Consider the following 25,684-nt stretch of genomic DNA (forward strand, 5'->3'; position numbering starts at 1 on the left):
GCCGGGTGGTGCTACGCTTACCCGGCCTACATTCTGATGTAAAAAAACCGCCTTCATCGTGAAGGCGGTTTTTTATTATCTAGAGCGTCCCTACGCGGGCAGCACTTCCCTTTCCTCTTTTTTCCCGCGCGTCACGAATTTACGCAGCGTCACGTAGAACACCGGCGTCAGGAACAGGCCAAACAGCGTTACGCCCAGCATCCCGGAGAACACGGTGATCCCGGTGACGCCGCGCACTTCTGCACCCGCGCCGTGGCCGAGGATCAGCGGAATGGTCCCGGCGATAAAGGCGATGGAGGTCATCACAATCGGGCGTAAGCGCAGGCGGCATGCCTCCAGCGCGGCCTCCATAATCCCTTTCCCCTGAATTTCCAGCTCGCGGGCAAACTCGACGATAAGAATGGCGTTTTTACAGGCCAGCCCCATCAGTACCACCAGCCCCACCTGCACGAACACGTTGTTATCGCCTCCGGTCAGCCAGACGCCAAACAGCGCGGAGAGCATGGTCATCGGCACGATGAGGATCACCGCCAGCGGCAGCGTCCAGCTTTCATACAGCGCCGCCAGCACCAGGAACGCCAGCAGCACCGCGACCGGGAAGACGATCAGCGCCGTATTGCCCTGCGTGGCCTGCTGGAAGCTCAGGTCCGTCCATTCAATGTTCATCCCGTTCGGCAGGATCTGCTTAGACATCGCGTCCAGCTGCGTCATCGCCTGCGCGGATGAGAGCACGCGCGGGTCGGCATCGCCAATCAGGTCCGCCGCCGGGTAACCGTTGTAGCGGATCACCGGATCCGGCCCGTAGGTGGTCGTGATTTTCACCATGCTGCCAATCGGCACCATTTCGCCCTGGCTGTTACGGGTGCGCAGGTTGGCAATATCTTCCACGCTGTCGCGGAACTGCCCGTCGGCCTGCGCCATCACGCGCCAGGTGCGCCCGAACTGGTTAAAGTCATTCACGTACGACGAGCCCAGATAGGTTTGCAGCGTCCCGAAAAGATCGGTCAGCGACACCCCCTGCGCTTTCGCCTTGTCGCGGTCGACCTGCACGTCCAGCTGCGGAACATTAGCCTGATAGGTGGAGATCGGGAAGTGCATTCCCGGCGTCTGCATAATCGCGCCGGACATGGTGTTCACCGCATTTTGCAGCGCGCCATAGCCCAGACCACCGCGATCCTGAATGTACAGCGAATAGCCTGACCCTTGCCCCAGCCCCAAAATCGGCGGCGGCAGAATGGAGAAGCCAAAGCCCTGCTGGATTTGCGCGATTTTCGCGTTGATCTCGGCGTTTATTTCCGCCGCAGTATGCTTACGCTGATCGAACGGCTTCAGGCCAAAGAAGACCGTACCGGTATTCGGCGTGTTGGTGAACTGCAGCGCGTTCAGCCCCGGGAATGCGACCGCATAGTCCACGCCTTCGGTATTCATCCCGATTTCGCTCATCTTGCGGATCACCGCGTCGGTGCGCGCCAGCGAAGAGCCTTCCGGCATCTTCACGCCGCCAATCAGGTACAGCTTGTCCTGCGTGGGTATGAACCCGCCGGGGACCGCCTTAAACATAACGCCTGCGGCACTAAGCAGCAGCAGGTAAACCACGAATACCGCACCGCGTCGTCCCAGCGTTTTGCCCACCAGCCCCTGATAGCCGTTCGAGCTGCGGTGGAAAAAGCGGTTAAACGGACGGAAAATCCAGCCGAACAGACGATCGATAAGCCGGGTCGGGAAATCTTTCGGCGCGCCGTGCGGTTTTAACAGCAGTGCCGCTAGCGCCGGAGAGAGCGTCAGCGAGTTAATGGCGGAGATGACCGTGGAAATGGCGATCGTCACCGCAAACTGCTTGTAGAACTGCCCGGTAACGCCGGAGAGAAACGCCATCGGCACAAACACCGCGCACAGCACCAGCGCAATCGCGATAATCGGCCCGGACACTTCGCGCATCGCCTGGTGCGCAGCCGCAAGCGGCGCAAGCCCCTCTTCGATATTGCGCTCGACGTTTTCCACCACCACGATGGCGTCATCCACCACGATGCCGATAGCCAGCACCAGCCCGAACAGGCTGAGGGTATTCAGCGAGAAGCCCAGCAGATAAAGAATGCTGAAGGTACCCACCACCGACACCGGCACCGCAATCAGCGGAATGATCGACGCGCGCCAGGTCTGCAGGAACAGGATCACCACCAGCACCACCAGCACTACCGCTTCCAGCAGCGTTTGCACGACCGCGCGGATGGAGTCGCGCACGAAGACGGTCGGATCGTAAGGCGCTGCCCACTTCATGTCCGCGGGGAAGCGCGTGGACAGTTCGTCCATTTTCGCGCGCACCGCGTTGGAGAGATCGATGGCGTTCGCCCCCGGAGACTGGAAGATACCAATCCCGACCGCGTCTTTATTGTTCAGCTGGGAACGCAGCGCATAGCTGCCGGACCCCATTTCAATACGCGCCACGTCGCGCAGGCGGACAACCGTACCGTCCTGCGTCGTTTTCAGGACAATATTGCCGAACTCGTCTTCGGTATGCAGACGGCCCTGGGCGTTAATGGAGATCAGAAAATCGCTCTCCTTCGGCAGCGGCTCGGCGCCAAGCTGTCCGGCGGAGACCTGCACGTTCTGCTCCTGCATCGCCGTCACCACGTCCGACGCGGTCAGCCCGCGGGCCGCCACCTTGTTGGGATCCAGCCAGACGCGCATCGCGTACTCGCCGGAGCCGAAAATCTGGATCTGGCCGACGCCGGGCAGGCGCGCCAGCTCGTCCTTCACCTTCAGCGTGGCGTAGTTGCGCATATACAGGGAGTCGTACTTACCGCCAGGCGAGAACAGATGCACTACCAGCGTCAGCGTCGGGGACTGCTTCTGGGTGGTAATGCCCAGACGCCGCACGTCTTCCGGCAGACGCGCTTCGGCCTGCGCGACGCGGTTTTGCACCTGAACCTGCGCCTGATCCGGGTCCGTTCCCGGACGGAAAGTGACGGTGGTCACCAGCACGCCGTCCGAGCCCGCAACGGACTTCATGTACATCATGTTCTCAACGCCGTTGATTGCCTCTTCCAGCGGCGTCGCCACGGTTTCGGCAATCACTTTCGGGTTGGCGCCCGGGTACTCCGCGCGCACCTGCACGCTTGGCGGCACGACGTCAGGGTATTCGCTCACCGGCAGCAGCGGGATGGCGATCAATCCTGTGATAAAAATCAGAATCGACAGGACGGCGGCAAAAATCGGCCTGTCGATGAAGAAGCGGGAAAAGTCCATGGGTTGGATTCTCAGGTCAAGGGATCAGTTGAGGGCGGCGCTGGCGGTCATGGCAACGGTTTTCGCGTTAACCGGCATACCCGGCATAAACACTTTCTGTAAACCCTCGACGATGACTTTGTCGCCAGGGTTCAGCCCCTGCCGCACGATGCGTAAACCGTCTGCCAGACGCCCCGGCGTGATGTCGCGGCGCTGCGCTTTCCCCTCTTTATCCACGATATACACGTATTTACGATCCTGATCGGTCAGCACCGCCTTGTCGTCGATAAGCGTGGCTTTGAACTCCGCGCTGCCCGGCAGGCGTACGCGGGCAAACAGTCCCGGCGTGAACTGACGCTGCGCGTTATCCAGCAGCGCGCGCATGCGGATGGTGCCTGTGCTCGGCGTGAGCTGGTTATCCAGGAAGTCCACTTTGCCCTGATGGGGATAGCCCTCTTCGCCCGTCAGGCCAATCTCAACCGGAAGCGCCGTGTGGTTGCTGGACGCCCCCTGCCCGCTGCGGGCCAGGTTTTGGTAGTGAAGATAGGTCGACTCGTCTACGTCAAAGTAGACGTAGACCGTCTTCTGCGAGACCAGCGTGGTGAGGACGCTGGCGGTGTCCCCCGCCGTCACCAGGTTCCCGCTGGTGATCAGCGCCCGGCTGGCGCGACCGTCGATAGGCGCGGTGACTTTGGTGAAGTCCAGGTTGAGCTGCGCGGCGTCCACTGCCGCCTGCGCGGCGCGGATATCGGCCTGCGCCTGCGTGGCGGCCGAACGACGCTGCTCCCACTCTTCGCGGGAGACGACGTTGGTATTGACCAGCTTATCGGTACGGTTTGCCTCACTTTGCGCGAGGCTTGCCTGCGTTTTGGCTCTCGCCAGATTCGCCTGCGCCTGTTCCAGCGCCGCGCGATAGGTTCGGTCATCAATAGTGAACAGCACCTCACCCTTTTTCACTTCCTGACCGTCGGTGTAATTCACCTTATCAATGTAGCCGGACACGCGCGGACGCAGCTGAACGCTCTCCACCGCTTCAATCCGGCCGTTAAAGCTATCCCACTGGCTGATCGATTTCACCACCACGTCAGCGGCACTCACGGCTGGCGCAGGCGGCGCGGCGTTTTGCGCGACGCTGTTATCGCACCCGACGAGCAGCGCGGAGAGCAACAGTGCCCCCAGCGCGCTCAGTGGAGAGTTACCCCAGGTTTTTTGCAGGCTCATTATTTTTATTCCGATAATTGTCGCCGCCGGGCAAGACGCAGCAGGAGGCACCGCGCCACTTCCTTTGTCCGGGGGCTGTCTTAAGGCCATTTGTGTCGTTCATCGCCACAAAACTGTAACAGTTGCGAATACACTATTCGCGGCGATTGTAGGAAGGCGCTTAACTAAGTGCAAGAATAATTGTTGCACTTTATGTGCTATTTGAGCGGATGTGAAAAGACCCGTTTCGGCCAGGGATTTAAATGCAACAATAAAACTTGCAATTACTGCAAAAACGCGCCACCTTTAAATGCAACAGATAAAGATACTTTTACTATGCTGCGTGGGAGTAACCCGATGAACACTGGCGCATTTATGCATGATTTACTCGACTGGATCGACAACAACCTGGACAGCCGTCTGGACATTGAGTCCGTCGCCAGGCGCTCCGGCTATTCGAAATGGCATCTTCAGCGTTTGTTTAAGGAACATACGGGCTATCCCCTTGCCGGGTATATCCGCGCGCAGAAGCTGCAAAGATCGATGGAGCGCTTAACCCGCAGCGACGAGCCCATTCTGAACGTGGCGATCGCGCTGGGCTTTGACTCCCAGCAGTCCTTCAACCGCAGCTTTAAGCGTCAGTACGGTCAGGCGCCTGGGGCATGGCGGCGCAGCATGGCTGGCCCGGAAACGCAGCCGCTACGCTAGCAATGAAATTGTCACGGATGACGTCTTCCCTGCCTGCGTCCCAGGCAATGCCCACCTTCCAGCTGATTGACTCCCCCGTTAGCGGAATAATCGCCAGCTCCGGCGGCGCGATATGCGTTACGCTGGTGGGGAGAATCGCCACACCGATGCCCGCCACCACCATCGCGACGATGGTTTGAATGTCGTCAGTCAGCTGAGTCGATGAGACGAAAAGACCGTTGTCATGAAGGAAGCGGTCAATCTGCGCGTTCAACCCCCGTCCCCGCTCATCATAAAGCCGCAGCAGAGGGCGTTTCGTGAGCCACTCTGCGGGAGGCAGCGTCGGCGACGCGGCGGGCGCCACCAGCACCAGACGGTCGGTAAATAGCGGCAGGGAGTCAAGCGCCGCGGGGGCTGGCACCCTGACAAAACCGACCTGTAGCTCATCATTTTGCAATCGCTCGTACTGCTGGAAGGAAGGCAGATCCGTCAACGACATTTCTACGCCCGGGTAGTCCCGACGAAAGTCAGCGATACAGCGCGGCGCAAGATAAAAGCTTGAGAGCCCGAACCCAACGGCAATATGTCCCTCCACCCCTTTTGAGACCCGCTCGGCATGCTGCATAAAGAGCTGGCTTTGCCTCACCACTTTTTCAGCCTCTGGCAGCAAACGCCTGCCGCCGGCCGTCAGCATTGCGCCGTGACGCCCCCGTGAAAAAAGAGACATATTCACCTGGGATTCGAGGAGATTAATCTGTTTGGTCAATGCCGGTTGCGAGATAAACAGCGCCCGCGCCGCATCGGCATAGTTCCCCTTTTCAGCCAGCATCAAAAAGGCGTTGAGCAACCGGGTGTTCATTTTTTAGATTCCAGATGGTTATCAAAATAAGAAATCATTTGATTATACAGTTATTGGTAATCGTTATGTAATCGAGTCTCGATGACAACCGGAGACACATCATGAACGAACCTCAATCCCTAAAGGCGGCAACCGTCCAGTTTCAGCATCAGGCTAATAACAAAAAGTACAATCTGCTGATCATAGAGAAGTTTATTGAACAGGCGGCGCTTGAGCAGGTGAACATTCTCACCTTCCCTGAAATGTGTATTCCCGGCTACTGGCACGTCCCTAAGCTCAGTGCAGCGGAGGTGTCTGCGCTGGCTGAGCCAGTAGCAGAAAGCCCTTCCCTGACGCTCATTCGCTCCCTGGCGATAAAACATCAGATGCTGATTGGCGTCGGTCTTATTGAACGCGCCGACGATGGCCGCCTCTACAATGCCTATGTTGCCTGTATGCCGGACGGCACAATGCATACGCATCGTAAGCTCCATGCTTTTGAACATCCGGCCATCAGCAGCGGGGACAGCTTTACCGTTTTTGATACGCCGTGGGGCGTGAAGGTCGGTATTCTGATTTGCTGGGACAATAATCTGGTCGAAAACGTGCGCGCAACGGCGCTGCTGGGCGCCGATATTCTTCTCGCGCCGCACCAGACGGGCGGTACCGATTCCCGCAGCCCCCACGGGATGAAGCCCATTCCGCTGGCGCTATGGGAGGCGCGGGAAACGCGCAAGGAGGACATTACCGCCGCATTTAAAGGTCCAGGCGGTCGGGAGTGGCTTATGCGCTGGCTGCCTGCCCGCGCGCACGACAACGGACTGTTTCTTCTCTTCAGCAACGGTGTCGGTGCTGACGACGATGAAGTGCGCACGGGCAATGCCATGATCCTCGATCCTTACGGAAGGATCGTGAATGAAACCTGGGCGGCAGAGGATGCGATGGTGAGCGCTGAACTGGATTTAAGCCTGCTCGCGATGAGTACCGGACGGCGCTGGATCCACGGTCGCCGCCCCGATTTATACCAGATACTGACCCAGCCGCAGGGATATGAACGTGATGCGATCAGCGCACGCTTTTCGAATGCGCCCCCTGCTCGCTAGAACTGTACGCATTTTTTAGCTGCAACATAAACCCGGAGCTGCTATACTGTATATAATTACAGTATGAGGTACGCATAATGGCTGTTGAAATAAAATATGTAGTCGTAAGAAAAGGTGAAGAGAAAATGACATTTGCCAGCAAGAAAGAGGCTGACGCTCACGACAAGCTGCTCGATATGGCAGACGCGTTCACCGACTGGCTGTTGCAAAGCGGTATGCAGATGGATGAAACGCAGGCTGAAAATCTTGGCCTGTATTTCGCCGAGCAGAAAGAGACCGTGCAGCATATTCTGCGTACCAGCAAGCTTCCCGATCTCAATGCCCCCGCTGCAGCGGATAATACAGAATCCGATGCGGCCGACACCAAAAAAATCAGGGCAGTGAAAGCGGCCTGATGGCCGGAATAATCATTATCTGTTCCAAAGCCGTAAGGAGATAACTGCTTACGGCTTTTTAGCTGTCCGTATCTTTCAGCAGGCTTATTTCTTCGAACAGCCATTGCTTTAGCGTTCGTATTTTAAAAGAATCCTTATCATCGAACCGGTAAACTAAATCGTATCCCCGTTCGGCTTTAAGTTTGTATTGCGGAAACGGAACAACAAGCCTTCCGGCAGCGACATCATCTGCAGTCAGTACACTCCTTCCCAGAGCCACACCCTCGCCGCGTATAGCGGCTTCGGTCGCCATGCTGCCAAGCGTCCACAAGGTTCCCTGATGGTCGCTGAAAGTGCTTTCTCCGGCCATTTCAAACCATGCCTCCCAGTTCGCCAGCATTCTGTACTCATGAAGCAGCACGCAGTTTGAAAGATCCTTAATTTCTTTCAGACCGTTATGTTCCTGAAGAAAGTCAGGGCTACAGACAGGGGTGACTGTTTCACTCAAGATTCGCTCAGAGCAGACCTCCGGATAATTGCCCAGGCCATAGCGAATTGCGGCATCGACCAGACCATCGTTAAGATCCACGTTAACGTCAGTAACATCGAGCTGAATATCGAGTTCAGGATACCGCTGCCTGAAGCGGCTGAGACGCGGGGCCAGCCACTTACTGGCGAATGACACCGTTGTGCTGATACGCAAACTTTTTGCCGGGAGCCTTGCGCGTAAACGCTCGGACTCTCTCATTAAATCACCCAGAAGGCGGGTAACCGCAGGGTGGAATTCAGCCCCCTCCTCCGTCAGGATTATCTGTCGCGTCAGTCTGTGAAATAGCTTTACCCCCAGATGCTCTTCGAGCTTCCGGATTTGCCGGCTTATCGCGCCGTGCGTAACGTGCAGCTCCGCTGCCGCCAGCGTCATGCTGGAGAGCCGGGCAGTGGCTTCAAAAGCCCGAAGCGTTTGCAAGGGTGGGAGGCGTTCAAACATCATACGCGTGATAATAATTCACGCATGGTGTGAGAACAAATGATTTGTCAGGCCCTCGTCCCCAACTCAAAATCGACATAAACAACCATTTAATTTTCATCATGTTATCGGAGGAATAATGGAGAGTTTGTTCGTGTACGGGACGCTCGGCCCAGGCCGACCTAATGCGCATATTCTTGAGAATATCGGTGGGTCGTGGCAGGAAGGACACGTTGGCGGGTCTCTGTTAAATAAAGGCTGGGGGGCAGAGATGGGGTATCCGGGGATCGTACTGGATCGCTCAGGTAATCGTGTTCAGGGTTTTATTTTCACTTCAGCAAATTTGCATAATCACTGGGATGTACTCGATCGGTTTGAAGGGGCTGAATATGAGCGAGTGCCGGTAGACGTCACGACGACTGCCGGTCAGATAATAAAATCGTGGGTATACCGGCTTAAGTCATGATTCACGTTTAGCCTTTGATTCACCGCGATTCGCTCATTTTACGCAACACTGCATTCACTGAACGCCCGTTTTTAACGAGGTTCAAACGCATTATGATGGCGCTATTCCGTTATGAAGGAGGCAACATGCATTTTGAGAAGCTGCAGTATTTATTTGATCCACTTTGCGGCTGGTGCTACGCCAGCGCGCCGGCGCTGAGTTACCTTGCACAACACCACGCTGATCAACTTGAGCTCATGCCCAGCGGGCTTTTCAGCGATGAGGGAGCCCGGGACATCACTGCGGAATGGGCGGAGTACGCCTGGTCCAACGATCGGCGCATCGCTTCACTCACCGGGCAGCCTTTCAGCGAGCGCTATCATCAGCTTCTGCTGACCGGCACGCGGTTTGATTCGACGTTTATGAATCGTGCTCTGACCATGGTTCGTGACATCACCCCGTCGGCCGAGCCACAACTTCTTCATACGCTACAGCATGCCCGCTATGTTGAGGGGCGAGACACCTCGAGACCTGACGTGGTGGGTGATATCGTTGAGGACTGGGCCGGAAAAAACAACCTCGCGTTAAAGCATGAACAGGTTATCCTGGCGCTTGATACCGATAAGGCGCTGCGGCATATCACGGACGCGAGGATCGCGGAAGTGAAGCGCCTTATGGATCAGCGAGGTATCCGGGGAGTCCCTGCACTGCTGGCGACGGTTAATGGCACGGAGCATATGATCGGTGGACATGCTCTTTACGGTGGCGCAGAGAAATTACGCGCTACGCTATTAGCGCTTGGCTGAATGGGTTTGCCCGCACGCTTAGTGGCGCGAAAGGCTGCAAAAACAGGCTGTTACTGCACAAGCTGTCAGAACTAATCCGAGCTGCTGCACGATACCGGCAAGCCCCAGCGTCATTCCCAGCAACATATAGTAGACTAATCCAAACAGCGCTCCAGCTGCTCCGGCCTGTTCACAATACAGGTTCAGGGCCTGGCTCTATCTGCTTTACCTCTGCAGATTGTTGAAGTTAATCCCCTGTTCTTTGAGGTAATCGAACGGATGGCATTCTGGCCATGGGGAATGCCCACAGAACGACAAAGCAGTCTAATCAATGTTTTTTGTGAAGAAATAAAAAATGCCCATCACGAAAACTGGACGTTACGGTTTCCCTCGGATATTCGCCTGAATACCTGGCTGGACAAGATCCGTAAGGGCGAGTTACCCCCACGTCCGGGACAATTAGTCCAGAAGGTCGGTGCATGTGAACGCACGGTAAGCCGTATATTTATCCGGGAAACGGGAATGAGTTATCAGAACTGGAGGCAACAGTGGAGGCTGCTGAAAGCAATGGAAATGTTGTGTGAGGGGTTGTCGCTAAGTCAGGTTGCACAGCAGCTAGAATTTGTCAGCGACAGTGCCTTTATTGTCTTCTTCCGCCAATACACGGGAACAACGCCGACCCGCTACCTCCGGCATTCAATTGCTGAACATCAGGACGTCCCGCATGTTCGCGTGGTTCAACAACTTGCCCTTTGAGGGGGAAAATAAGCAGAGATAGAATCCTGTCTCAAGTGCTAATCAGCGCTGAAATAGTTATAGAATGGCCTAAAATATCTCATAAAACTGCAATTTATAGCCTGTGTCCAATATCCTATAAGGCCGATCATGAAATCCGTTAGCTTGCCAGACATATACCGTTCAACAAATTCAAATACCATTGGGATATGGGAAGATAATGCTGGAATCGGGCAAATCAGAGAGGAAAACTACTACGACCCGGTAAAACTCGCTCTGGCAACAGGCATAAAACCGCGTATGCCACTTTCGGTCTCGCAGCTAATTGATGAACTGAACGAGCTCACAAAGGGCGATCCACTCGCCGACATCCAGCCAGCACACAGTTTTCATTTCACCTTCTTACCGCTGACTCTGCCACTCTATAAGGCAAACGAGCGATTACCCTCGAAAGTGGATCAGTTGAAAAATATCTGGTCTGGATATCATTCGAAAAAAATTGCGATCAGGCACCTTCGCTTAATCGCTTTGCCCAGCCAGTTGTTACTGGCGGGTATCCCAGATGAGCCAGCGGTAGCCATGCGTCAATCATTCTGCGAGAAAGTTCTGGAGTCTAACTGGAAAGCTGAGTTGCTGAAGCGCCATAGCAGAAGTCCATTACCGGCGCCATTCTGGCACAGCACGATCCTGCGCTACAGCGCTGCTTTTATGCCCGGAACGTTGCGTGAGTTTTTTTTGAAACGTCAGGAAAGCGATTACGGAGATGTCGTCGGAGAATTGACATTAGCCAGGATAAGTTATAACTGGGAAAAATTTTATCCATTAGCGATTTAATATTGGCAATGTAGCTACATCTGGTGTGAGGGCTGCAACAGCAGCCCTGAGCCAGAAACGGACATTTCGATCATCATAGTGCGCGAATTAGTGAAAACAGGTAACTTTGGGCCCCTTGTGAAGATAAAAACCTGTTCAAGCTTTTAGCTGAACCATCTCGAATAAGGACACAGCTCATATGAAGGTTATTGAAAGTGGCATTCGTGACGTAAGACAAGGTGAAAATGTAAAAGTAATCACGCCGGTAAACATCTATGAGTGTGAACTAGGCGATGATGTTTTTGTGGGGCCATTTGTAGAGATACAAAAGGGATGCATTATAGGCGATAGAACCAGAGTACAGTCTCACACTTTTATCTGTGAGAACGTTATCCTGGGTAAGGACTGTTTTATAGGCCATGGCGTAACCTTTGCTAACGACCTGTTCAAGAATGGCGGTCCTGATGCTTCTGCAGAAAGCTGGATACAGATCGTATTAGGTAACGCGGTAACCGTAGGGAGCGGAGCAACGATTTTAACAACGGACATTTGCAGCGGCGCGGTGATTGGTGCAGGTAGCGTGGTTACAAAGCCTGTGTTAATTAAAGGGGTGTATGCTGGCAATCCAGCCAGACTGTTAAGAGAGCTCTAAGCATTATCTCCGAAAATATTTAGCCCAAACTTATCGCCATCTCAGGTCGTTAAGGTAGACTTCTCGCCAAAGCGGCTCTCAAAGCCGCTGGATAGGTGATGAGCTGAAGAACATACCTGTCAGTGATTATGATCCCTCAGAAAAACGGTCAGCACATCTTTCGGCGGAACACCTCCGCACTCAGAAATTAACCAGCCTACGGCCCCACGGTGGTAAGTTCCATGAAAAAGCATGTGATTTAGCATATCTGTAGCGGTCATTTCCCCTTCACTACCATCCACAAAGTTGAACTTAATCGTTTCTCTTAAATCAGCAGGAGGCATTGAGCTTACGCGCCGGATATACCAGTTTGTACAGTCGTCCATTTTAATCTCAAGCTCATCTACTGAGGGTGTTTCAGGGGTGTTCAGGGCAGTGTAACCATGCTGCTCACCCGAAATATTTGCTCTAAAAATCATGTCTACCACATGAATATGGTTCATCAGTCTTAGCATTAGATGACGCTTTTCTGCATAAGCAGATTCGCTGATACCTTTAACTGCTTTTAGCGTTTCATCATCAATCCAGCGCTTGAATTTCAGAAGTGTAACCAGTGTGTTATTGTCCATGAATTTCTTCCTGATTTGTAAGTTCTGATAGCATATCAATTATGTACGTTATGTAGCAGGGGTTCTAATTCAAAAGCATAAACGAGGTCCGCTCCTCGCTCCTAACTGACCTTCAACTCAGTTACCAGCTCCTCTCTATACCAGAAGCGGACATTTTACACCTCGCAATTTGCTTACTTTAGAGATGTGGTCTGGCTGCTTGACTCCCAGGTTGCGCTAAACTCAAACTCTACTTAATTAACCAACCGACCAATGTTAAAGGCAAGATGTATGTCTGTTGATAATTTATCCCGCATGGGCACTGCCAAAGTGACGCTTCTGGTGGATGAAACTGGTCATAAGGTAATCGAAAAATTGCCGGTGAGTGATGTCGAATTTAGTTTTTATCAACACGCAGCCAGGCATCTCACTCGAGCAGGTATTTACACGCCAAGACTGTTGTTTGCCGATCCAATTACACGCCGGTTAAGACTGGAATATATCCCACACCAGGTTGATCAGGACGAAGTTGGAGGAGATGAAGTGTTGTCGGTTTTGTCACGCTTACATGGCTATCGGCCTGACCCATCCTGGGTTTATCACAATCACACCTGGTCAGAAGCAGCCCTCGAAAAATCGCTCCACCTTTTGGCATTACCGGACAGAGCAGCGAAACGGTTACGTTACTTTCAGCAGGCAAGTGATGTTCTGTTTAGTGGTCAGTGTTTAATTTCCGGCGACAGCAATGCGGGTAATTGGGGAAAAAGGGATGATGGCGATTTCGTTCTTTTTGACTGGGAAAGATTCAGCACCGGTAGCCCAGCGATTGACCTTGCCCCACTTATAAAGGGAATGGGATCGAAACAAAAGTTTATTGAGTTTGCTGAGCGCTATACCTGTTTATCACGTAATTATAATCCTGGTGATTTAGCTAAAGAAATTGCGATTGCTAAAGCATGGATTGTTACCGAAGTAATCGTATTGCTGGATGAACGGCAGAAAATTGATTTTCAATTATATCTCAACTGGTACAGAGAAAATCTCCCCGCCTGGTTAGATAACACTTCGATAATGCTTTGATGATGCATTTTTCGGTCTGACAGATTCCGAGTGCTTAGAAATCATCTGCGACAAGTGGGATTCCCTCCAGGTTGACTGGCATAAGATGTGGATTGTCCGCTCATCGCTCATCGTCGCCCTACCCCGAACTCCCCCATAAAACCTGGTAGCTATACAAACGCGCCTGGCTGTTACGTTAATACGCGTTAATGACTTAAAAAGGAAATGAGCATGGCCCCACATCCGCTACGGCAGATAATCGAATCCTGCGATCGCGCCATCACCACCAAAAACTACGATGCCCTGATGGAATACTACGCCGAGGACGCCGCTCTAGTGGTCAAGCCCGGCATGACGGTTAAAGGCAAACAGAATATCCGTAGCGCGTTTATTGCCATCTCAGATTATTTTCAGGATCGGCTCATCGTCGAACAAGGGGATATGCAGGTGATCGAAGGCGGCGATAATGCCCTCGTGATCATGGAAACCGTTCTGCGTTTTCCTGATGGTCAGGGTGGGATAACGGAAATGTCGCGTCGCGCGACCTATGTTTTTCGCCACGAAAGCGACGGTCGCTGGCTGTGCACCATCGACAACTCCTACGGCACGTCGCTGCTGGATACGGCAAACTCATCGCATTAATCAGAGCTTCACAGGGGCGCAACCGCCCCTCCATGCCAGTGCCCTTAGTGCGCAGTAATGCGCGGCTCCTTCACAAACTCAGCCAGCAGCCACACCATATCGTGCAGCAGGCCCGTCAGCTCTTTCGCGACGTGAGCGGGCAGCGTTCCCCCCCTGACCGCCTGTGTCAGCGCCAGAACATAGTCTACCTGAGTCAGGGTGTCCTGCCAGCAGTCGGGCACGCAGGAGCTGGTTTTCTCACCCATGATCAGCTGTTCGATCAGGTAGGGAGGAAGATCGACATCGCAGAGTTCGCGCAGCTTGCGCAGGGTCTGAAGGAGACGCTCGCAGAGCGCAGTACGGCTCGCGACATCATCGGTTTCAACCAGCACGCTCACCAGCGCGGCGCAGCTGTCGGCGACGTCAAACAGATCGGCATCCGCCGGAAGCGGTCGGGAAATAAGTTGTAGAATGACGTTTTCGTCAGACGGAAGATAAGTCAGGGTTGGGATAGCAGCCATCTTAAGGCATCCTCAGTGTGAAAATTGGGTGAACCACCCGATGAGTTCCTACGCTCGAGGGGGTAGCGCTGACAGAGGTAGGAATGCCGCCCACAGAGAAAACGGCCAGCCTTAAGGCTGCTCCGCCAGCGCCACCGCAATTTTAACGAGTTCGGCGCTGCCGCGACATATAAATATCGCTCTGTAGATACGGGTTCCTACGCCCGATTGCGGATGTGCCGCAACGCAGGCACTTTACGACCCCGGTCGGTTGAAGAAAAGAGATAACCCTGAATTTCACGCGGTTACTTTGCGGTTTGCGAGGCGTCTTCCAGAATGGTAACGCTGCCCTACATTTTAAGCGTATCAATCACCGCTCTGAGCGCAGGCGACACGTTGCGATGAGGATAATAAAGATACAATCCGTCCATGCGCAGGCTGTAGCGCTGCAACACCCGGATAAGCGTTCCGCGCTCCAGATCGCCAGCCACCAGCTCTACCGGAACATAGGCCAGCCCCAGCCCCAGGCGGGCAGCTTCCGCTTCCATGTAGCTATCGGACAGCGCCCATTGCCCTTCAGGCCGATGGGTGATTTTTTTCCCGTCCTGCACCAGCTCCCACTGATAGTCACTCCCGTCGGCAAACTGGTAGGCAATGCAGGGATGAGCCACTAAATCCGCAGGCGTCTGGGGAAAGCCGTAGCGCCTGAAGTGGTCCGGGGCAGCCACTGCGGCCATTTCCATATCAGGCGTAATACGCACCGCAATCATTCCCTGCCCCACCTCCGGCCCGAGCCTGACGCCCGCATCAAACCGCTCGGCGATAATGTCGACGAAGCGGCTTTCATTGATCAGTTCCAGCCTGATGTCCGGGTAACGCTGTTTAAAAAGGGCAAGCTTTGGCAGCAGGCATTTGTCGATGGCGTGCTGGCTGGCATTGATACGCACCGTGCCGGAGGGCGTCTGACGGTAGTGTGCCAGGGTCGCCAGGCCCGTATCGAGCGTATCGAACGCGGACTCGGCGGTCCGATAAAGCTGTTCCCCGGCATGGGTGAGCGACAGCTTGCGCGTAGTGCGGACCAGAAGCTGAACGCCCAACCGCTCTTCCAGCTCGCGAACCGAGCGGCTAATCCCGGATTGCGCCAGCCCAAGCCGCTGCGCAGCCCCCGTGAAGCTCCCCTCCCGCACCACCTGCATGAACAGGTATAGCTCATTATAGTTTTCCCGCTTCGCCATCACGCCCCCAATTTATAACAATATGATATGAATCTTAGCAGATTCTGGCCTCTAATCAGCACTATTTATGCTCACTATAATGACCGCAACACAACAACCCAGGGTTAATTTCCATGAAAACATTCACCCAAAAACTGTCCGTTGCGATGCTGCTCTGTGCATCATTAAGTGGAGTGACAACAATGAGTTATGCCGAAACCACCAGCCCAAACGCCCCTGTTTCAATGGTGTCCGCCTGGGATAAAACCTTCCCCGAGAGTGACAAAGTCGATCACCGTAAGGTGTCCTTCCAGAACCGTTACGGGATCACCCTGGTAGGCGATCTCTATCTGCCTAAAAACCGCGCTGACCGCAAGCTGGCGGCAATTGCGGTCAGCGGGCCGTTTGGCGCGGTCAAAGAGCAGTCCAGCGGTCTGTATGCGCAGACCTTGGCCGAGAAAGGGTTTGTGACCCTGGCGTTCGATCCGTCCTATACGGGTGAAAGCGGCGGCCAGCCGCGCAACGTCGCGTCTCCGGATATCAACACCGAAGACTTTAGCGCGGCGGTGGATTTCCTGGGGTTGCAGAAAGAGGTTGATCGTAACCGTATCGGTATTCTCGGCATCTGCGGATGGGGCGGTATGGCGCTGAATGCGGCCTCCATGGACACCCGCGTGAAAGCGGTCGCCACCAGCGTGATGTACGACATGAGCCGGGCGATGGGCCACGGCGTGGGCGACGGGAAAGATCGCTATTCAACCTCAGACCGCCGCGCCGTTCTGCAGTATCTGAACGAACAGCGCTGGAAGGATGCCGAGAACGGCACCTTCGCGCACGGCGGGCATGACATTTATGTCGATGAGAACGGCAAGGTATCGGCGGCTGACCGTATTCTGCCGGAGGCATTGCCAGCAGATCCGCATCCGGTACTGAAGGAATTTTATGACTACTATCGCATGCCGCGCGGCTTCCATGCCCGCTCCGTCAACTCCACCGGCGCGTGGACCGCGACCATGCCATTATCCTTTATGAATATGCCGCTGCTGAGCTATGCCGGGGAGATTACTATCCCGACGCTTATCGTCACCGGTGAAAAGGCGCACTCCCGCTACTTTGCAGAGGATGCGTTTAAAGCGGTCGGCAGCAAGCAGAAAGCGCTGGTGATTGTCCCTGGCGCAAACCACGTCGACCTCTACGACAATGCTGCCGGAAAGCTCCCTTTCGCGCAGTTTGAGCAGTTCTTCAAAACCAGCCTGAAATAAACCTCTTCGCCGCCCGTTTTTCGCGGGCGGCTCTTCGTGAAAGATGACTATGTCCACTCTGAAACCAACTTCCTCGAAGAACGAGGAGCACGCGCACTGGGGCGGTGTTTTTGCCATGACCCTGTGCGTCTTCGTCCTGATTGCCTCGGAATTTATGCCCGTCAGCCTGCTGACCCCTCTTGCCAGAGATTTAGGCGTAACGGAGGGGCTTGCGGGCCAGGGTATCGCCATTTCCGGCGCGCTGGCGGTGCTGACCAGCCTCTCCCTTTCCCGGCTTGCCGGGAATATGGACCGCAAACACCTTCTGCTGGGCATGACGATCCTGATGGCGCTCTCGGGGATGCTTATCGCTTTCGCCCCAAACTACCTGGTTTACATGACAGGCCGTGCGCTGATCGGGATCGCGATAGGCGGATTCTGGTCCATGTCTGCCGCAACGGCCATTCGCCTCGTTCCGCAGCATCAGGTCTCGCGCGCGCTGGCGATATTCAACGGGGGGAACGCGCTGGCGACGGTGGTCGCCGCCCCGCTCGGGAGTTATCTCGGCGCCACCATTGGCTGGCGCGGCGCCTTCCTGTGCCTGGTGCCCGTGGCGACGCTGGCGTTTCTCTGGCAACGTTTTAGCCTGCCCAACATGCCCGGCAATACAAAGACGGCGTCACGGTCAACCGTCTTTCGGCTATTCCGCCAGCGGGTGGTTTCCCTCGGTTTGCTGGCCTGCGGCCTGTTCTTTATGGGACAGTTTGCGCTGTTTACCTATGTGCGCCCGTTTCTCGAAACCGTCACGCAGGTCTCCCCCTCCGGCTTATCGCTTATTTTACTGACCATCGGCGTCGCGGGTTTTGTTGGCACGCTGCTCGTTGCGCTGGTTCTCAACGCCGCGTTTTACCCGACGTTAATCGCCATTCCTCTGCTGATGGCCGTCATTGCAGGCGCGTTGATACTGACCGGCCACAGCGTGTGGATCGTTGCCCTGCTGTTAGGCTTCTGGGGGATGCTGGCGACAGCGGCGCCCACGGGATGGTGGACATGGATTGCGCGAACGCTGCCGGAAGATGCTGAGGCCGGCGGCGGATTAATGGTCGCCGTAATCCAGCTCGCCATTGCGCTCGGCTCAACGGCGGGCGGTATGGTGTTCGATCGTAGCGGCTGGCAGAGCACGTTTGCCTTGAGCGGCATGTTGCTCCTCGGCGCGGTTGTGTTGACGCTTCTGCTTTCGCGTCTTCACAAATCACTCGCCGGATGAATTGTTGTCGCTTTCCTTCGCAACTGGTGTAGTGTTTTTAAACGATTCATCACTCTGAAGAGAAGCGGCGACATGATTAACATCCTCGGCAAAACCACCTCCATCAACGTGCGTAAAGTGCTCTGGACCTGCGAAGAAGCGGGCATCAGCTACCGGCAGGAAGATTACGGCAGCGGTTTTGCCTCGACGGAAACCGACGCCTTCCGCGCCCTGAACCCCAACGCCATGGTGCCGGTGCTGATGGACGACGATTTCGTGCTGTGGGAGTCCAATTCCATCTGCCGGTATCTGGCGCGCAAGGCCGGGCGTCACGATCTGCTGCCCGCAGAGCCGCAGGCCTGCGCCAACGTTGAGCGCTGGATGGACTGGCAGGCAACCGAGTTTAACACCGCCTGGCGCTATGTCTTCCCGGCGCTGGGGCGTCAAAACCCCGACTTTAACGACCCCGAGCGCATTGCGGCGGGAATAAAAGAGTGGAACCACTGCATCACCATTCTGGAAACCCAGCTGCAGCGCACCGGGGCATTTGCGGCGGGCGAGACGTTTACCCTCGCGGACGTGGTGCTTGGGCTTTCGGTGAATCGCTGGAGAATGACGCCGTTTGACAAGCCCGACGTGCCCGCGATCGAGGCCTGGTTTGAACGCCTTAACCAGCGTCCGGCATTCTTGCGTCACGGCAATAACGGCATGATTTAAAATATTTACGACCATATCTTGAGTAAGGATATTTTATTTAATTATTAAACCCTCGAGATCGTCAGAGGGAATAATAATTAAGCCATATCCTGGACAGCCCGTTGCACCGCTTTGCTAGCCTGACTATTCAGGCAAAGCGTAACCCGGAGGTATTCTTGCTGATTAAACTCAAGAAAGAACGAACGCATAAGGAGGATCGCCGGCTTGCCCTCTGGCTGGCGACCTCGGCAGGTTTGCTGAACGCCATCGCCCTCGGGGCATTTGGTTTTTTCCCCTCACACATGACCGGCAATACCTCACAGTTATCCAGCGAAGTCTCTTCCACCGACCTGAGCGATATTATTTTCTTCGGCTCGATTATTCTTTCATTTGTCGCAGGCGCCATTGTTGCGCGCGCGATCGTGATATGGGGCATTATCCATAACGTCAGGCTGATTTTTTGCCAGATCCTGTTCGTCGAGGGGATATTGCTGACCGGCGTCTCCCTCTACGAGATGTATTTTCATGCCCTCACCAGCAACCGCGAGATTATTCTTTTTCTCTGCGGCCTGATGGGCATTCACAATTCCACCTCCACGCAGCTTTCCGGCGGACGGGTGAGATCGACGCACATTACCGGCACGCTGACGGACGCGGGAATATCCCTGGCTTCCGTCCTGGTGGCAATGCTGCGCAGGGATTACTCCAAAGATACGGCAGCACAAAAAAGTCAGTTGAAAACCCACTTAACCACCCTTTTCTCGTTTATCACGGGCGGCATCGCAGGGCTGCTGCTGTTCAGATGGATCGGGTTTAACGCCATGCTGGCGCTGGGGCTAATGCTCGCCGTAGTCGCTATCTGTTCTATCGTCAGCATCACGGTGCGGGTTCGCCGGGTTCGCGTCTCTCTCTGAAGATAGGGCCGACATTAGGCACGCCCTTGTGACGCTGTCACTTTTAAGAATTCGTTTTAAGACTATTCCGCCCGCACCTCAATCAGCCCTTACGCCATAAGGGCTGGCACAAGGTTTCCCCTGCATTCATAGGGTTACAGATTTTACCCCTTCGCTGGAACCCTTCCCAAACGCTTGCTATAGGTCAATGACCCCCTGCCGAAACATGGCATAACAACAGGCAACCGGCGGTTGCTATAACGCATGCGCACAGGGAGACACACCGCAATGCACCCATTACTCAAACGTTCGCTGCTGTTTGTCAGCGCCATTATCGTGGTCCTCGCCCTCCTCGTCTGGGGGATCGGGCTGGAGACGATTAAGGCACGCCAGGTCGACCTGGTTTATCTCGGGCAACAGCACATAATTCTGGTTTTCTCATCGATGTTTTTTGCCCTGCTGGTGGGTATTCCGGCCGGTATCCTGCTGAGCCGCCCGGCCGCGCGGGGTATCGCCGAATATGTGATGCAAATCTTCAACGTCGGCAACACGCTGCCGCCGCTGGCCGTGCTGGCGCTGGCGATGGTGGTGATTGGCATTGGCGATACGCCCGCCATCATCGCCCTGTTCCTCGCCTCGCTGCTGCCGATCGTGCGTAATACCTATGCCGGGCTGTGCTCGGTTCCGCCGTCGCTGCTGGAAGCGGCAAACGGCATCGGCATGACCAAATGGCAGCGTCTGCGCCAGGTTGAGCTGCCCGCCGCCTGGCCGGTGATGCTCTCGGGGATCCGCATTGCCACCGCCATTAACGTCGGTACCGCGCCGCTGGCGTTCCTGATTGGCGCCAGCAGCTACGGCGAGCTGATTTTTCCCGGTATTTATCTGAACGATTTCCCGACCCTGATCCTCGGCGCGGCGGCCACCGCCCTGTTCGCCCTGATCCTCGATACCCTGCTGGCGGCGCTGGGTCGCGTGATGAGTCCCCATCTTGCTCGATAACAATAACAAGGAGCTTCTATGAGACTGTTTTCCGGCCTGACGGCGCTGTGTGCCGCGGCGCTGTTCACCAGCCAGGCGATGGCGGCCCCGCTGATTCTGGCGACCAAAAGCTTTACCGAGCAGCACATTCTTTCGGCGATGACCGTGCAGTACCTGCAAAAGAAAGGGTTCCAGGTTCAGCCGCAAACCAATATCGCCACGGTGATCTCCCGCAACGCGATGATCAACAAGCAAATTGACATGACCTGGGAGTACACCGGCACGTCCCTGATCATCTTTAACCACATCAACAAGCGCATGTCGCCAGAAGAATCCTACGAGACGGTAAAACGCCTCGACGCGAAGCACGGCCTGGTCTGGCTCAAGCCCGCCGACATGAACAACACCTATGCCTTCGCCATGCAGCGCAAGCGCGCCGAGGCGGAACATATCAACACCATGTCGGAGATGGTGGCGAAGATTGAGCAGATCCGAAAAACCAACCCGGACAAAAACTGGCTGCTGGGCTTAGACCTTGAGTTTGCCGGGCGCAGCGACGGCATGAAGCCGCTTCAGGCCGCGTATAAGATGGAGCTGGACCGCCCGCAGATCCGCCAGATGGACCCCGGTCTGGTCTATAACGCGGTGCGCGACGGCTTCGTCGACGCCGGTCTGATTTACACCACCGACGGACGCGTAAAAGGCTTCGACCTGAAGGTGCTTGAGGATGATAAAGGCTTCTTCCCGAGCTATGCGGTGACGCCGGTGGTGCGTAAGGACACGCTGGAGGCCCATCCCGGTCTGGAAGAGGCGCTCAACACCCTCTCCGCCCAGCTCAACAACGACGTTATCACCGAACTGAACAAGAAGGTGGATATCGACCATCAGTCACCGCAGCAGGTCGCCCGTGATTTCCTGCGTAGCAAGCAGCTGCTGTAGGAGGCGCTATGGATACCGTTCACTATATTCTGGACAACTGGGATTACCTCTTAACCCTTACGCTGCAGCACCTGTGGCTGGTGGCGCTAGCCGTGGGCTTAGCCATTATCATCGGCGTACCGCTGGGCATTTTGATCGTCCGTCATAAATGGCTGGCAACGCCGGTGCTGGGCATCGCCACCATCGTGCTGACCATTCCGTCCATCGCCCTGTTTGGCCTGATGATCCCGCTATTTTCGCTGATCGGTCAGGGCATTGGCGCCCTGCCCGCGATCGCGGCGGTGTTTCTCTACTCGCTGCTGCCGATTGTGCGTAACACCCACACGGCGCTCGACAGCCTGCCGCCGGGGCTGCGTGAAGCCGGGCGCGGCATCGGCATGACCTTCTGGCAGCGCCTGCGCTGGGTTGAAATCCCGATGGCGCTGCCGGTGATATTCGGCGGCATCCGCACCGCCGTGGTGATGAACATCGGCGTGATGGCGATTGCGGCGGTGATCGGCGCGGGCGGTCTGGGCCTGCTGCTGCTCAACGGCATCGGCGGAAGCGACATCCGCATGTTAATTGCTGGCGCATTGATGATTTGTCTTTTAGCGATTGTGCTCGACTGGCTGCTGCACCGTCTGCAGGTGGTTCTGACTCCGAAGGGGATTCGATAATGATAAAACTGGAAAACCTCACCAAACAATTTTCACAGAAGCACGGCCAGACCTTTAAGGCCGTCGACAACGTCAACCTGAACGTGCCCGAAGGGGAAATGTGCGTCCTGCTCGGCCCTTCCGGCTGCGGGAAGACCACCACCCTGAAGATGATTAACCGCCTCATTACCCCCAGCAGCGGGACGATCCTGATCAACGGTGAAGACACCAGCGGCATGGATACCGTCACCCTGCGCCGCAACATTGGCTACGTGATCCAGCAGATTGGCCTGTTCCCGAACATGACCATTGAAGAGAACATCACCGTTGTGCCGCGCATGCTGGGCTGGGATAAAGCGCGCTGCAAAACACGCGCCGAAGAGCTGATGGATATGGTGGCGATGGACCCGCACAAGTTCCTGAATCGCTATCCGCGCGAGATGTCCGGCGGCCAGCAACAGCGTATCGGCGTCATCCGCGCCCTGGCGGCGGATCCGCCGGTACTGCTGATGGATGAGCCCTTCGGCGCGGTGGACCCGATCAACCGCGAGGTGATCCAGAACCAGTTCCTGGAGATGCAGCGCAAGCTGAAAAAAACCGTCATGTTGGTCAGCCACGACATCGACGAGGCCCTGAAGCTAGGCGACCGTATTGCCGTGTTTCGTCAGGGGAAAATCGTGCAGTGCGCCAGCCCGGATGAGCTGCTGGCGAAACCGGCGAATGAGTTTGTCGGCTCCTTTGTCGGCCAGGACCGCACGCTGAAGCGACTGCTGCTGGTCTCGGCAGGCGACGTCACCGACCAGCAGCCGACCATTACGGTGCGGGGTTCGACGCCGCTTCCGGAAGCTTTTGCAACGATGGATGATAACGATATTCGCGCGATTACCGTGGTCGACGAGCACGGCAAGCCGCTGGGCTTTGTGAAGCGTCGCGAAGCGCGTAACGCCAGCGGGACCTGCGCCGACATCCTGCATCCGTTCCGCATGACCGGCAAAGCGGAAGACAACCTGCGCGTGGTGCTGTCGCGCCTGTACGAGAGCAACACCAGCTGGATGCCGATCGTGGATGAGGACGGTCGCTACAACGGCGAGATTTCGCAGGACTATATTGCCGAGTACCTGAGCTCCGGGCGCACGCGTCGGGCGCTGAATATTCATAGCGACAGTTAACCTTTCTGGCCGGGCATCGCCCGGCTTTTTCGCACGCATACCTTTTGCTAACCCCGCGATTTCCCGCCACAATATTGTATCGTCCCAGGTTATTCGCGACTCATGCAACGTCTTCATGTTTACCCCGACATCCGCGCGATGTTTCGTCGACTGCTGATTGCCACCGTCACCGGCGTGCTGGCCGCGCTGGCGGTTGCGGTATTTCGCCACAGCATGTACCTGCTGGAGTGGCTGCTGCTCAGCAACGACAGCGGCAGCCTGGTGAATGCCGCCGCGTCGCTCTCCCCCTGGCGGCGCGCGCTGACGCCCGCGCTGGGCGGGCTGGCTGCCGGACTGTTGCTCTGGGGATGGCAACGGCTGACCGCCCAGCGGCCTCATGCCCCCACCGATTATATGGAAGCGCTGGAGACCGGCGACGGCCAGTTTGATTACGGCGCCAGCCTGGTGAAATCCCTTGCCTCTCTGCTGGTCGTGGCCAGCGGAAGCGCCATCGGGCGTGAAGGGGCGATGATCCTGCTTGCCGCCCTCGCCGCCTCGTTTTTCGCCCGGCGCTTTACGCCCAAATCCGAATGGAAATTATGGATAGCCTGCGGTGCCGCCGCCGGCATGGCCAGCGCCTACCATGCGCCCTTAGCCGGAAGCCTGTTTATTGCGGAGATCCTGTTTGGCACGCTGATGCTGGCCTCGCTCGGCCCGGTGGTTATCGCGGCGGTGGTGGCGCTTCTCACGACGCAGCTCCTGGCCCCCAGAGCAGGAACGCTTTACGAGGTTCATCTGAGCGGTCTCCTCGCCGCAACGGATTATGGTCTGCTGCTCGCCATGGGCCTGCTGGCGGGTCTCTGCGGGCCGCTGCTGATGTGGCTGATGGATTTAAGCCACGAACTGTTTCTGCGCCTTAAGCTTTCGCCGCCATGGCAGCTGGCGCTCGGCGGTTTACTCGTCGGGCTGCTGTCCCTCCTCACGCCGAAGGTGTGGGGGAATGGCTACAGCGTGGTTCAGGCTTTTCTGCTCGCGCCGCCGCTGCTGTCGGTGATTGCCGGGGTATTTATCTGCAAATTACTGGCGGTGCTGGCGAGCAGCGGATCGGGTGAGCCGGGCGGGGTGTTTACGCCCACGCTGTTTGTCGGAATGGCTTCAGGCATGCTGTTTGCGCAGCTTTTCGCGCTGTGGCTGCCGGGTTCTGAGACGGCAATCTTGCTGGGGCTGGCAGGCATGGCCACGCTACTCGCCGCGACCACGCATGCGCCGATTATGTCGGCGCTGATGGTCTGTGAAATGACCGGACAGTATTTTTTACTGCCTGGCTTGCTGGTCGCCTGCGTGGTGGCGTCCGTGCTGTCGCGGACGTTACGCCACGACTCGATCTACGGTCAACACGCCACCGAGGGCAGAGAGATCGATGTACTGCGCTAACTCGCGCTGCTCGGCGCGAGGCAGATACGGCAGTTCACCCACCAGCGGCCCGGGCAGTTTGGCGCTCAGCACGTCGATGATTTCAGCGTAGTGCGCCAGGCCCGGGTTGATGCGGTTTGCTACCCAGCCAATCAGCGGCAGACCGTCATTGGCAATCGCCTGGGCCGTCAGCAGCGCGTGGTTGATGCACCCTTCCTGGATCCCCACCACCATCACCACCGGTAGCTGCTCCTGCACGACCCACTCAGACAGCGGGCGCAAATCATTCATCAGGCTGCGCCAGCCGCCCGTCCCTTCGACCACCACGTGATCAACCTTCGCGCTCAGGCTCGCCAGACCGTCGGACAACAGGGGATAATTAATCAGGCCGCTGTGCGCTACGCTGCTCTCCTCTTCGCTTAACGCAATGGGATTAACCGCGTGATAAGGCAGTTCCAGCGACGAGACGCTTTGCAGCACCAGGGCGTCTTTATTACGCAATCCCTCTGGCGTCTCTTTACTCCCTTTTGCGACCGGTTTGTACCCTGCCACGCGTTTACCGCTTGCTGCGAGTGCCTGCAGCAATGCGCGTGATACGACGGTCTTGCCGACAGAGGTATCTGTACCAGTTACAAAGAAACGCTTAAGCATGACTCACTCCACCTCTTGGGTATGCTTCGAAATATAAAC

Annotated in this window: 26 protein-coding genes and 1 pseudogene; 19 read left to right on the top strand and 8 right to left on the bottom strand. The window is 56.1% G+C overall.

Features of this window, described 5'->3' with window-relative positions; genetic code table 11:
* Window positions 1–90: 90 nt before the first annotated feature.
* Together oqxB and ACJBF3_RS04080 are read right to left on the bottom strand one after the other, a co-directional pair.
* A complete protein-coding gene (gene oqxB, locus ACJBF3_RS04075; RefSeq protein WP_045329052.1) occupies window positions 91–3,246 on the bottom strand; it encodes a multidrug efflux RND transporter permease subunit OqxB in 3,156 nt (1,051 codons plus the stop codon).
* Between the two features lie 24 nt (window positions 3,247–3,270).
* Entirely contained in the window at window positions 3,271–4,446 is a 1,176-nt protein-coding gene (locus ACJBF3_RS04080; protein ID WP_045329053.1) for an efflux RND transporter periplasmic adaptor subunit, read from the bottom strand.
* A gap of 336 nt (window positions 4,447–4,782) precedes the next feature.
* Here ACJBF3_RS04080 and ACJBF3_RS04085 point away from each other — a divergent pair, with 336 nt between their 5' ends.
* A complete protein-coding gene (locus ACJBF3_RS04085) occupies window positions 4,783–5,133 on the top strand; it encodes a helix-turn-helix domain-containing protein (protein ID WP_045329054.1) in 351 nt (116 codons plus the stop codon).
* On the opposite strand, the gene ACJBF3_RS04090 is transcribed toward ACJBF3_RS04085, so the two are convergent.
* Complete coding sequence (locus tag ACJBF3_RS04090; protein WP_199558860.1) at window positions 5,057–5,971, bottom strand: LysR family transcriptional regulator; 915 nt, start codon at window positions 5,969–5,971, stop codon at window positions 5,057–5,059. The genes ACJBF3_RS04085 and ACJBF3_RS04090 overlap by 77 nt on opposite strands.
* Before the next feature lie 101 nt (window positions 5,972–6,072).
* On the opposite strand from ACJBF3_RS04090, the gene ACJBF3_RS04095 reads away from it, so the two are divergent.
* Both ACJBF3_RS04095 and ACJBF3_RS04100 read left to right on the top strand, forming a co-directional pair.
* Window positions 6,073–7,053, top strand: coding sequence for a nitrilase family protein (locus ACJBF3_RS04095; protein ID WP_045329055.1), 981 nt, complete (start codon window positions 6,073–6,075; stop codon window positions 7,051–7,053).
* Window positions 7,054–7,130: 77 nt separating this feature from the next.
* Window positions 7,131–7,448, top strand: coding sequence for a YebG family protein (locus ACJBF3_RS04100; RefSeq protein WP_045329056.1), 318 nt, complete (start codon window positions 7,131–7,133; stop codon window positions 7,446–7,448).
* 58 nt (window positions 7,449–7,506) lie between these two features.
* Here the strand turns inward: ACJBF3_RS04100 and gcvA are convergent, their stop codons facing one another.
* Window positions 7,507–8,418 (bottom strand): transcriptional regulator GcvA, encoded by a 912-nt coding sequence (gene gcvA, locus ACJBF3_RS04105; RefSeq protein WP_223239929.1) that lies wholly within the window; start codon window positions 8,416–8,418, stop codon window positions 7,507–7,509.
* A gap of 115 nt (window positions 8,419–8,533) precedes the next feature.
* Between gcvA and ACJBF3_RS04110 the strand changes: the two genes are divergently transcribed.
* From ACJBF3_RS04110 to ACJBF3_RS04130, 5 genes and pseudogenes are all read left to right on the top strand, one after another.
* A complete protein-coding gene (locus ACJBF3_RS04110; protein WP_045329057.1) occupies window positions 8,534–8,860 on the top strand; it encodes a gamma-glutamylcyclotransferase in 327 nt (108 codons plus the stop codon).
* Between the two features lie 125 nt (window positions 8,861–8,985).
* Complete coding sequence (locus ACJBF3_RS04115) at window positions 8,986–9,645, top strand: DsbA family protein (protein ID WP_045329058.1); 660 nt, start codon at window positions 8,986–8,988, stop codon at window positions 9,643–9,645.
* 189 nt (window positions 9,646–9,834) lie between these two features.
* Window positions 9,835–10,380 (top strand): annotated as a pseudogene (locus ACJBF3_RS04120) (helix-turn-helix domain-containing protein); the annotation flags it as partial.
* Between the two features lie 129 nt (window positions 10,381–10,509).
* The gene (locus ACJBF3_RS04125) at window positions 10,510–11,193 is read left to right on the top strand and encodes a hypothetical protein (RefSeq protein ID WP_045329059.1); all 684 of its coding nucleotides are present in this window, start codon (window positions 10,510–10,512) and stop codon (window positions 11,191–11,193) included.
* Window positions 11,194–11,371: 178 nt separating this feature from the next.
* On the top strand, window positions 11,372–11,824 hold the full coding sequence (locus ACJBF3_RS04130; RefSeq protein ID WP_045329060.1) for an acyltransferase: 453 nt from the start codon (window positions 11,372–11,374) through the stop codon (window positions 11,822–11,824).
* 119 nt (window positions 11,825–11,943) lie between these two features.
* Here the strand turns inward: ACJBF3_RS04130 and ACJBF3_RS04135 are convergent, their stop codons facing one another.
* Window positions 11,944–12,432, bottom strand: coding sequence for a DinB family protein (locus tag ACJBF3_RS04135; RefSeq protein WP_045329061.1), 489 nt, complete (start codon window positions 12,430–12,432; stop codon window positions 11,944–11,946).
* Window positions 12,433–12,702: 270 nt separating this feature from the next.
* Between ACJBF3_RS04135 and ACJBF3_RS04140 the strand changes: the two genes are divergently transcribed.
* Window positions 12,703–13,491: a phosphotransferase family protein gene (locus ACJBF3_RS04140; RefSeq protein WP_045329062.1), complete on the top strand. Its 789-nt coding sequence runs from the start codon at window positions 12,703–12,705 to the stop codon at window positions 13,489–13,491.
* A 210-nt stretch (window positions 13,492–13,701) separates the two neighbouring features.
* On the top strand, window positions 13,702–14,112 hold the full coding sequence (locus ACJBF3_RS04145; protein ID WP_045329063.1) for an SgcJ/EcaC family oxidoreductase: 411 nt from the start codon (window positions 13,702–13,704) through the stop codon (window positions 14,110–14,112).
* Between the two features lie 44 nt (window positions 14,113–14,156).
* Here ACJBF3_RS04145 and ACJBF3_RS04150 read toward each other — a convergent pair whose 3' ends face one another.
* Both ACJBF3_RS04150 and ACJBF3_RS04155 read right to left on the bottom strand, forming a co-directional pair.
* Window positions 14,157–14,612: a hypothetical protein gene (locus ACJBF3_RS04150; RefSeq protein ID WP_045329064.1), complete on the bottom strand. Its 456-nt coding sequence runs from the start codon at window positions 14,610–14,612 to the stop codon at window positions 14,157–14,159.
* Window positions 14,613–14,941: 329 nt separating this feature from the next.
* Window positions 14,942–15,826 carry a LysR family transcriptional regulator gene (locus ACJBF3_RS04155; RefSeq protein WP_045329065.1) on the bottom strand — a complete coding sequence of 295 codons (885 nt, stop codon included), beginning with the start codon at window positions 15,824–15,826 and terminating at the stop codon, window positions 14,942–14,944.
* Window positions 15,827–15,939: 113 nt separating this feature from the next.
* Here ACJBF3_RS04155 and ACJBF3_RS04160 point away from each other — a divergent pair, with 113 nt between their 5' ends.
* From ACJBF3_RS04160 to clcB, 9 genes are all read left to right on the top strand, one after another.
* The gene (locus ACJBF3_RS04160; RefSeq protein ID WP_045329066.1) at window positions 15,940–17,067 is read left to right on the top strand and encodes an alpha/beta hydrolase; all 1,128 of its coding nucleotides are present in this window, start codon (window positions 15,940–15,942) and stop codon (window positions 17,065–17,067) included.
* A gap of 49 nt (window positions 17,068–17,116) precedes the next feature.
* A complete protein-coding gene (locus ACJBF3_RS04165) occupies window positions 17,117–18,313 on the top strand; it encodes an MFS transporter (RefSeq protein WP_045329067.1) in 1,197 nt (398 codons plus the stop codon).
* 72 nt (window positions 18,314–18,385) lie between these two features.
* Window positions 18,386–19,009 carry a glutathione S-transferase family protein gene (locus tag ACJBF3_RS04170; RefSeq protein ID WP_045329068.1) on the top strand — a complete coding sequence of 208 codons (624 nt, stop codon included), beginning with the start codon at window positions 18,386–18,388 and terminating at the stop codon, window positions 19,007–19,009.
* 155 nt (window positions 19,010–19,164) lie between these two features.
* Window positions 19,165–19,902, top strand: a complete 738-nt coding sequence (locus tag ACJBF3_RS04175; RefSeq protein ID WP_045329133.1) for a YoaK family protein — start codon at window positions 19,165–19,167, stop codon at window positions 19,900–19,902.
* 267 nt (window positions 19,903–20,169) lie between these two features.
* Window positions 20,170–20,880 (top strand): osmoprotectant ABC transporter permease OsmY, encoded by a 711-nt coding sequence (gene osmY, locus ACJBF3_RS04180; protein ID WP_045329069.1) that lies wholly within the window; start codon window positions 20,170–20,172, stop codon window positions 20,878–20,880.
* Between the two features lie 18 nt (window positions 20,881–20,898).
* Window positions 20,899–21,798 (top strand): osmoprotectant ABC transporter substrate-binding protein OsmX, encoded by a 900-nt coding sequence (gene osmX / locus ACJBF3_RS04185; protein ID WP_045329070.1) that lies wholly within the window; start codon window positions 20,899–20,901, stop codon window positions 21,796–21,798.
* An 8-nt stretch (window positions 21,799–21,806) separates the two neighbouring features.
* Window positions 21,807–22,454: an osmoprotectant ABC transporter permease OsmW gene (osmW, locus tag ACJBF3_RS04190; protein ID WP_045329071.1), complete on the top strand. Its 648-nt coding sequence runs from the start codon at window positions 21,807–21,809 to the stop codon at window positions 22,452–22,454.
* On the top strand, window positions 22,454–23,602 hold the full coding sequence (gene osmV, locus ACJBF3_RS04195; protein ID WP_024909128.1) for an osmoprotectant ABC transporter ATP-binding protein OsmV: 1,149 nt from the start codon (window positions 22,454–22,456) through the stop codon (window positions 23,600–23,602). Before osmW ends, osmV begins: the two co-directional genes overlap by 1 nt.
* Before the next feature lie 102 nt (window positions 23,603–23,704).
* On the top strand, window positions 23,705–25,015 hold the full coding sequence (gene clcB, locus ACJBF3_RS04200; protein WP_045329072.1) for a voltage-gated ClC-type chloride channel ClcB: 1,311 nt from the start codon (window positions 23,705–23,707) through the stop codon (window positions 25,013–25,015).
* Here the strand turns inward: clcB and bioD are convergent.
* Window positions 24,950–25,645, bottom strand: a complete 696-nt coding sequence (bioD, locus tag ACJBF3_RS04205; RefSeq protein ID WP_032640502.1) for a dethiobiotin synthase — start codon at window positions 25,643–25,645, stop codon at window positions 24,950–24,952. The two genes, clcB and bioD, sit on opposite strands and share 66 nt — an antisense overlap.
* Between the last annotated feature and the right edge of the window lie 39 nt (window positions 25,646–25,684).

It is taken from the genome of Enterobacter sp. PP-008-ECC_S150 (assembly GCF_045257065.1).
In the GTDB taxonomy this organism is placed as follows: Bacteria; Pseudomonadota; Gammaproteobacteria; order Enterobacterales; family Enterobacteriaceae; genus Enterobacter; species Enterobacter chengduensis.

What these genes read in the sequence shown, in the direction of transcription:
- oqxB (WP_045329052.1), bottom strand. Translation starts at nt 3,246, where the DNA reads ATGGACTTTTCCCGCTTCTTCATCGACAGGCCGATTTTTGCCGCCGTC.
- ACJBF3_RS04080 (WP_045329053.1), bottom strand. Translation starts at nt 4,446, where the DNA reads ATGAGCCTGCAAAAAACCTGGGGTAACTCTCCACTGAGCGCGCTGGGG.
- ACJBF3_RS04085 (WP_045329054.1), top strand. Translation starts at nt 4,783, where the DNA reads ATGAACACTGGCGCATTTATGCATGATTTACTCGACTGGATCGACAAC.
- ACJBF3_RS04090 (WP_199558860.1), bottom strand. Translation starts at nt 5,971, where the DNA reads ATGAACACCCGGTTGCTCAACGCCTTTTTGATGCTGGCTGAAAAGGGG.
- ACJBF3_RS04095 (WP_045329055.1), top strand. Translation starts at nt 6,073, where the DNA reads ATGAACGAACCTCAATCCCTAAAGGCGGCAACCGTCCAGTTTCAGCAT.
- ACJBF3_RS04100 (WP_045329056.1), top strand. Translation starts at nt 7,131, where the DNA reads ATGGCTGTTGAAATAAAATATGTAGTCGTAAGAAAAGGTGAAGAGAAA.
- gcvA (WP_223239929.1), bottom strand. Translation starts at nt 8,418, where the DNA reads ATGATGTTTGAACGCCTCCCACCCTTGCAAACGCTTCGGGCTTTTGAA.
- ACJBF3_RS04110 (WP_045329057.1), top strand. Translation starts at nt 8,534, where the DNA reads ATGGAGAGTTTGTTCGTGTACGGGACGCTCGGCCCAGGCCGACCTAAT.
- ACJBF3_RS04115 (WP_045329058.1), top strand. Translation starts at nt 8,986, where the DNA reads ATGCATTTTGAGAAGCTGCAGTATTTATTTGATCCACTTTGCGGCTGG.
- ACJBF3_RS04125 (WP_045329059.1), top strand. Translation starts at nt 10,510, where the DNA reads ATGAAATCCGTTAGCTTGCCAGACATATACCGTTCAACAAATTCAAAT.
- ACJBF3_RS04130 (WP_045329060.1), top strand. Translation starts at nt 11,372, where the DNA reads ATGAAGGTTATTGAAAGTGGCATTCGTGACGTAAGACAAGGTGAAAAT.
- ACJBF3_RS04135 (WP_045329061.1), bottom strand. Translation starts at nt 12,432, where the DNA reads ATGGACAATAACACACTGGTTACACTTCTGAAATTCAAGCGCTGGATT.
- ACJBF3_RS04140 (WP_045329062.1), top strand. Translation starts at nt 12,703, where the DNA reads ATGTCTGTTGATAATTTATCCCGCATGGGCACTGCCAAAGTGACGCTT.
- ACJBF3_RS04145 (WP_045329063.1), top strand. Translation starts at nt 13,702, where the DNA reads ATGGCCCCACATCCGCTACGGCAGATAATCGAATCCTGCGATCGCGCC.
- ACJBF3_RS04150 (WP_045329064.1), bottom strand. Translation starts at nt 14,612, where the DNA reads ATGGCTGCTATCCCAACCCTGACTTATCTTCCGTCTGACGAAAACGTC.
- ACJBF3_RS04155 (WP_045329065.1), bottom strand. Translation starts at nt 15,826, where the DNA reads ATGGCGAAGCGGGAAAACTATAATGAGCTATACCTGTTCATGCAGGTG.
- ACJBF3_RS04160 (WP_045329066.1), top strand. Translation starts at nt 15,940, where the DNA reads ATGAAAACATTCACCCAAAAACTGTCCGTTGCGATGCTGCTCTGTGCA.
- ACJBF3_RS04165 (WP_045329067.1), top strand. Translation starts at nt 17,117, where the DNA reads ATGTCCACTCTGAAACCAACTTCCTCGAAGAACGAGGAGCACGCGCAC.
- ACJBF3_RS04170 (WP_045329068.1), top strand. Translation starts at nt 18,386, where the DNA reads ATGATTAACATCCTCGGCAAAACCACCTCCATCAACGTGCGTAAAGTG.
- osmY (WP_045329069.1), top strand. Translation starts at nt 20,170, where the DNA reads ATGCACCCATTACTCAAACGTTCGCTGCTGTTTGTCAGCGCCATTATC.
- osmX (WP_045329070.1), top strand. Translation starts at nt 20,899, where the DNA reads ATGAGACTGTTTTCCGGCCTGACGGCGCTGTGTGCCGCGGCGCTGTTC.
- osmW (WP_045329071.1), top strand. Translation starts at nt 21,807, where the DNA reads ATGGATACCGTTCACTATATTCTGGACAACTGGGATTACCTCTTAACC.
- osmV (WP_024909128.1), top strand. Translation starts at nt 22,454, where the DNA reads ATGATAAAACTGGAAAACCTCACCAAACAATTTTCACAGAAGCACGGC.
- clcB (WP_045329072.1), top strand. Translation starts at nt 23,705, where the DNA reads ATGCAACGTCTTCATGTTTACCCCGACATCCGCGCGATGTTTCGTCGA.
- bioD (WP_032640502.1), bottom strand. Translation starts at nt 25,645, where the DNA reads ATGCTTAAGCGTTTCTTTGTAACTGGTACAGATACCTCTGTCGGCAAG.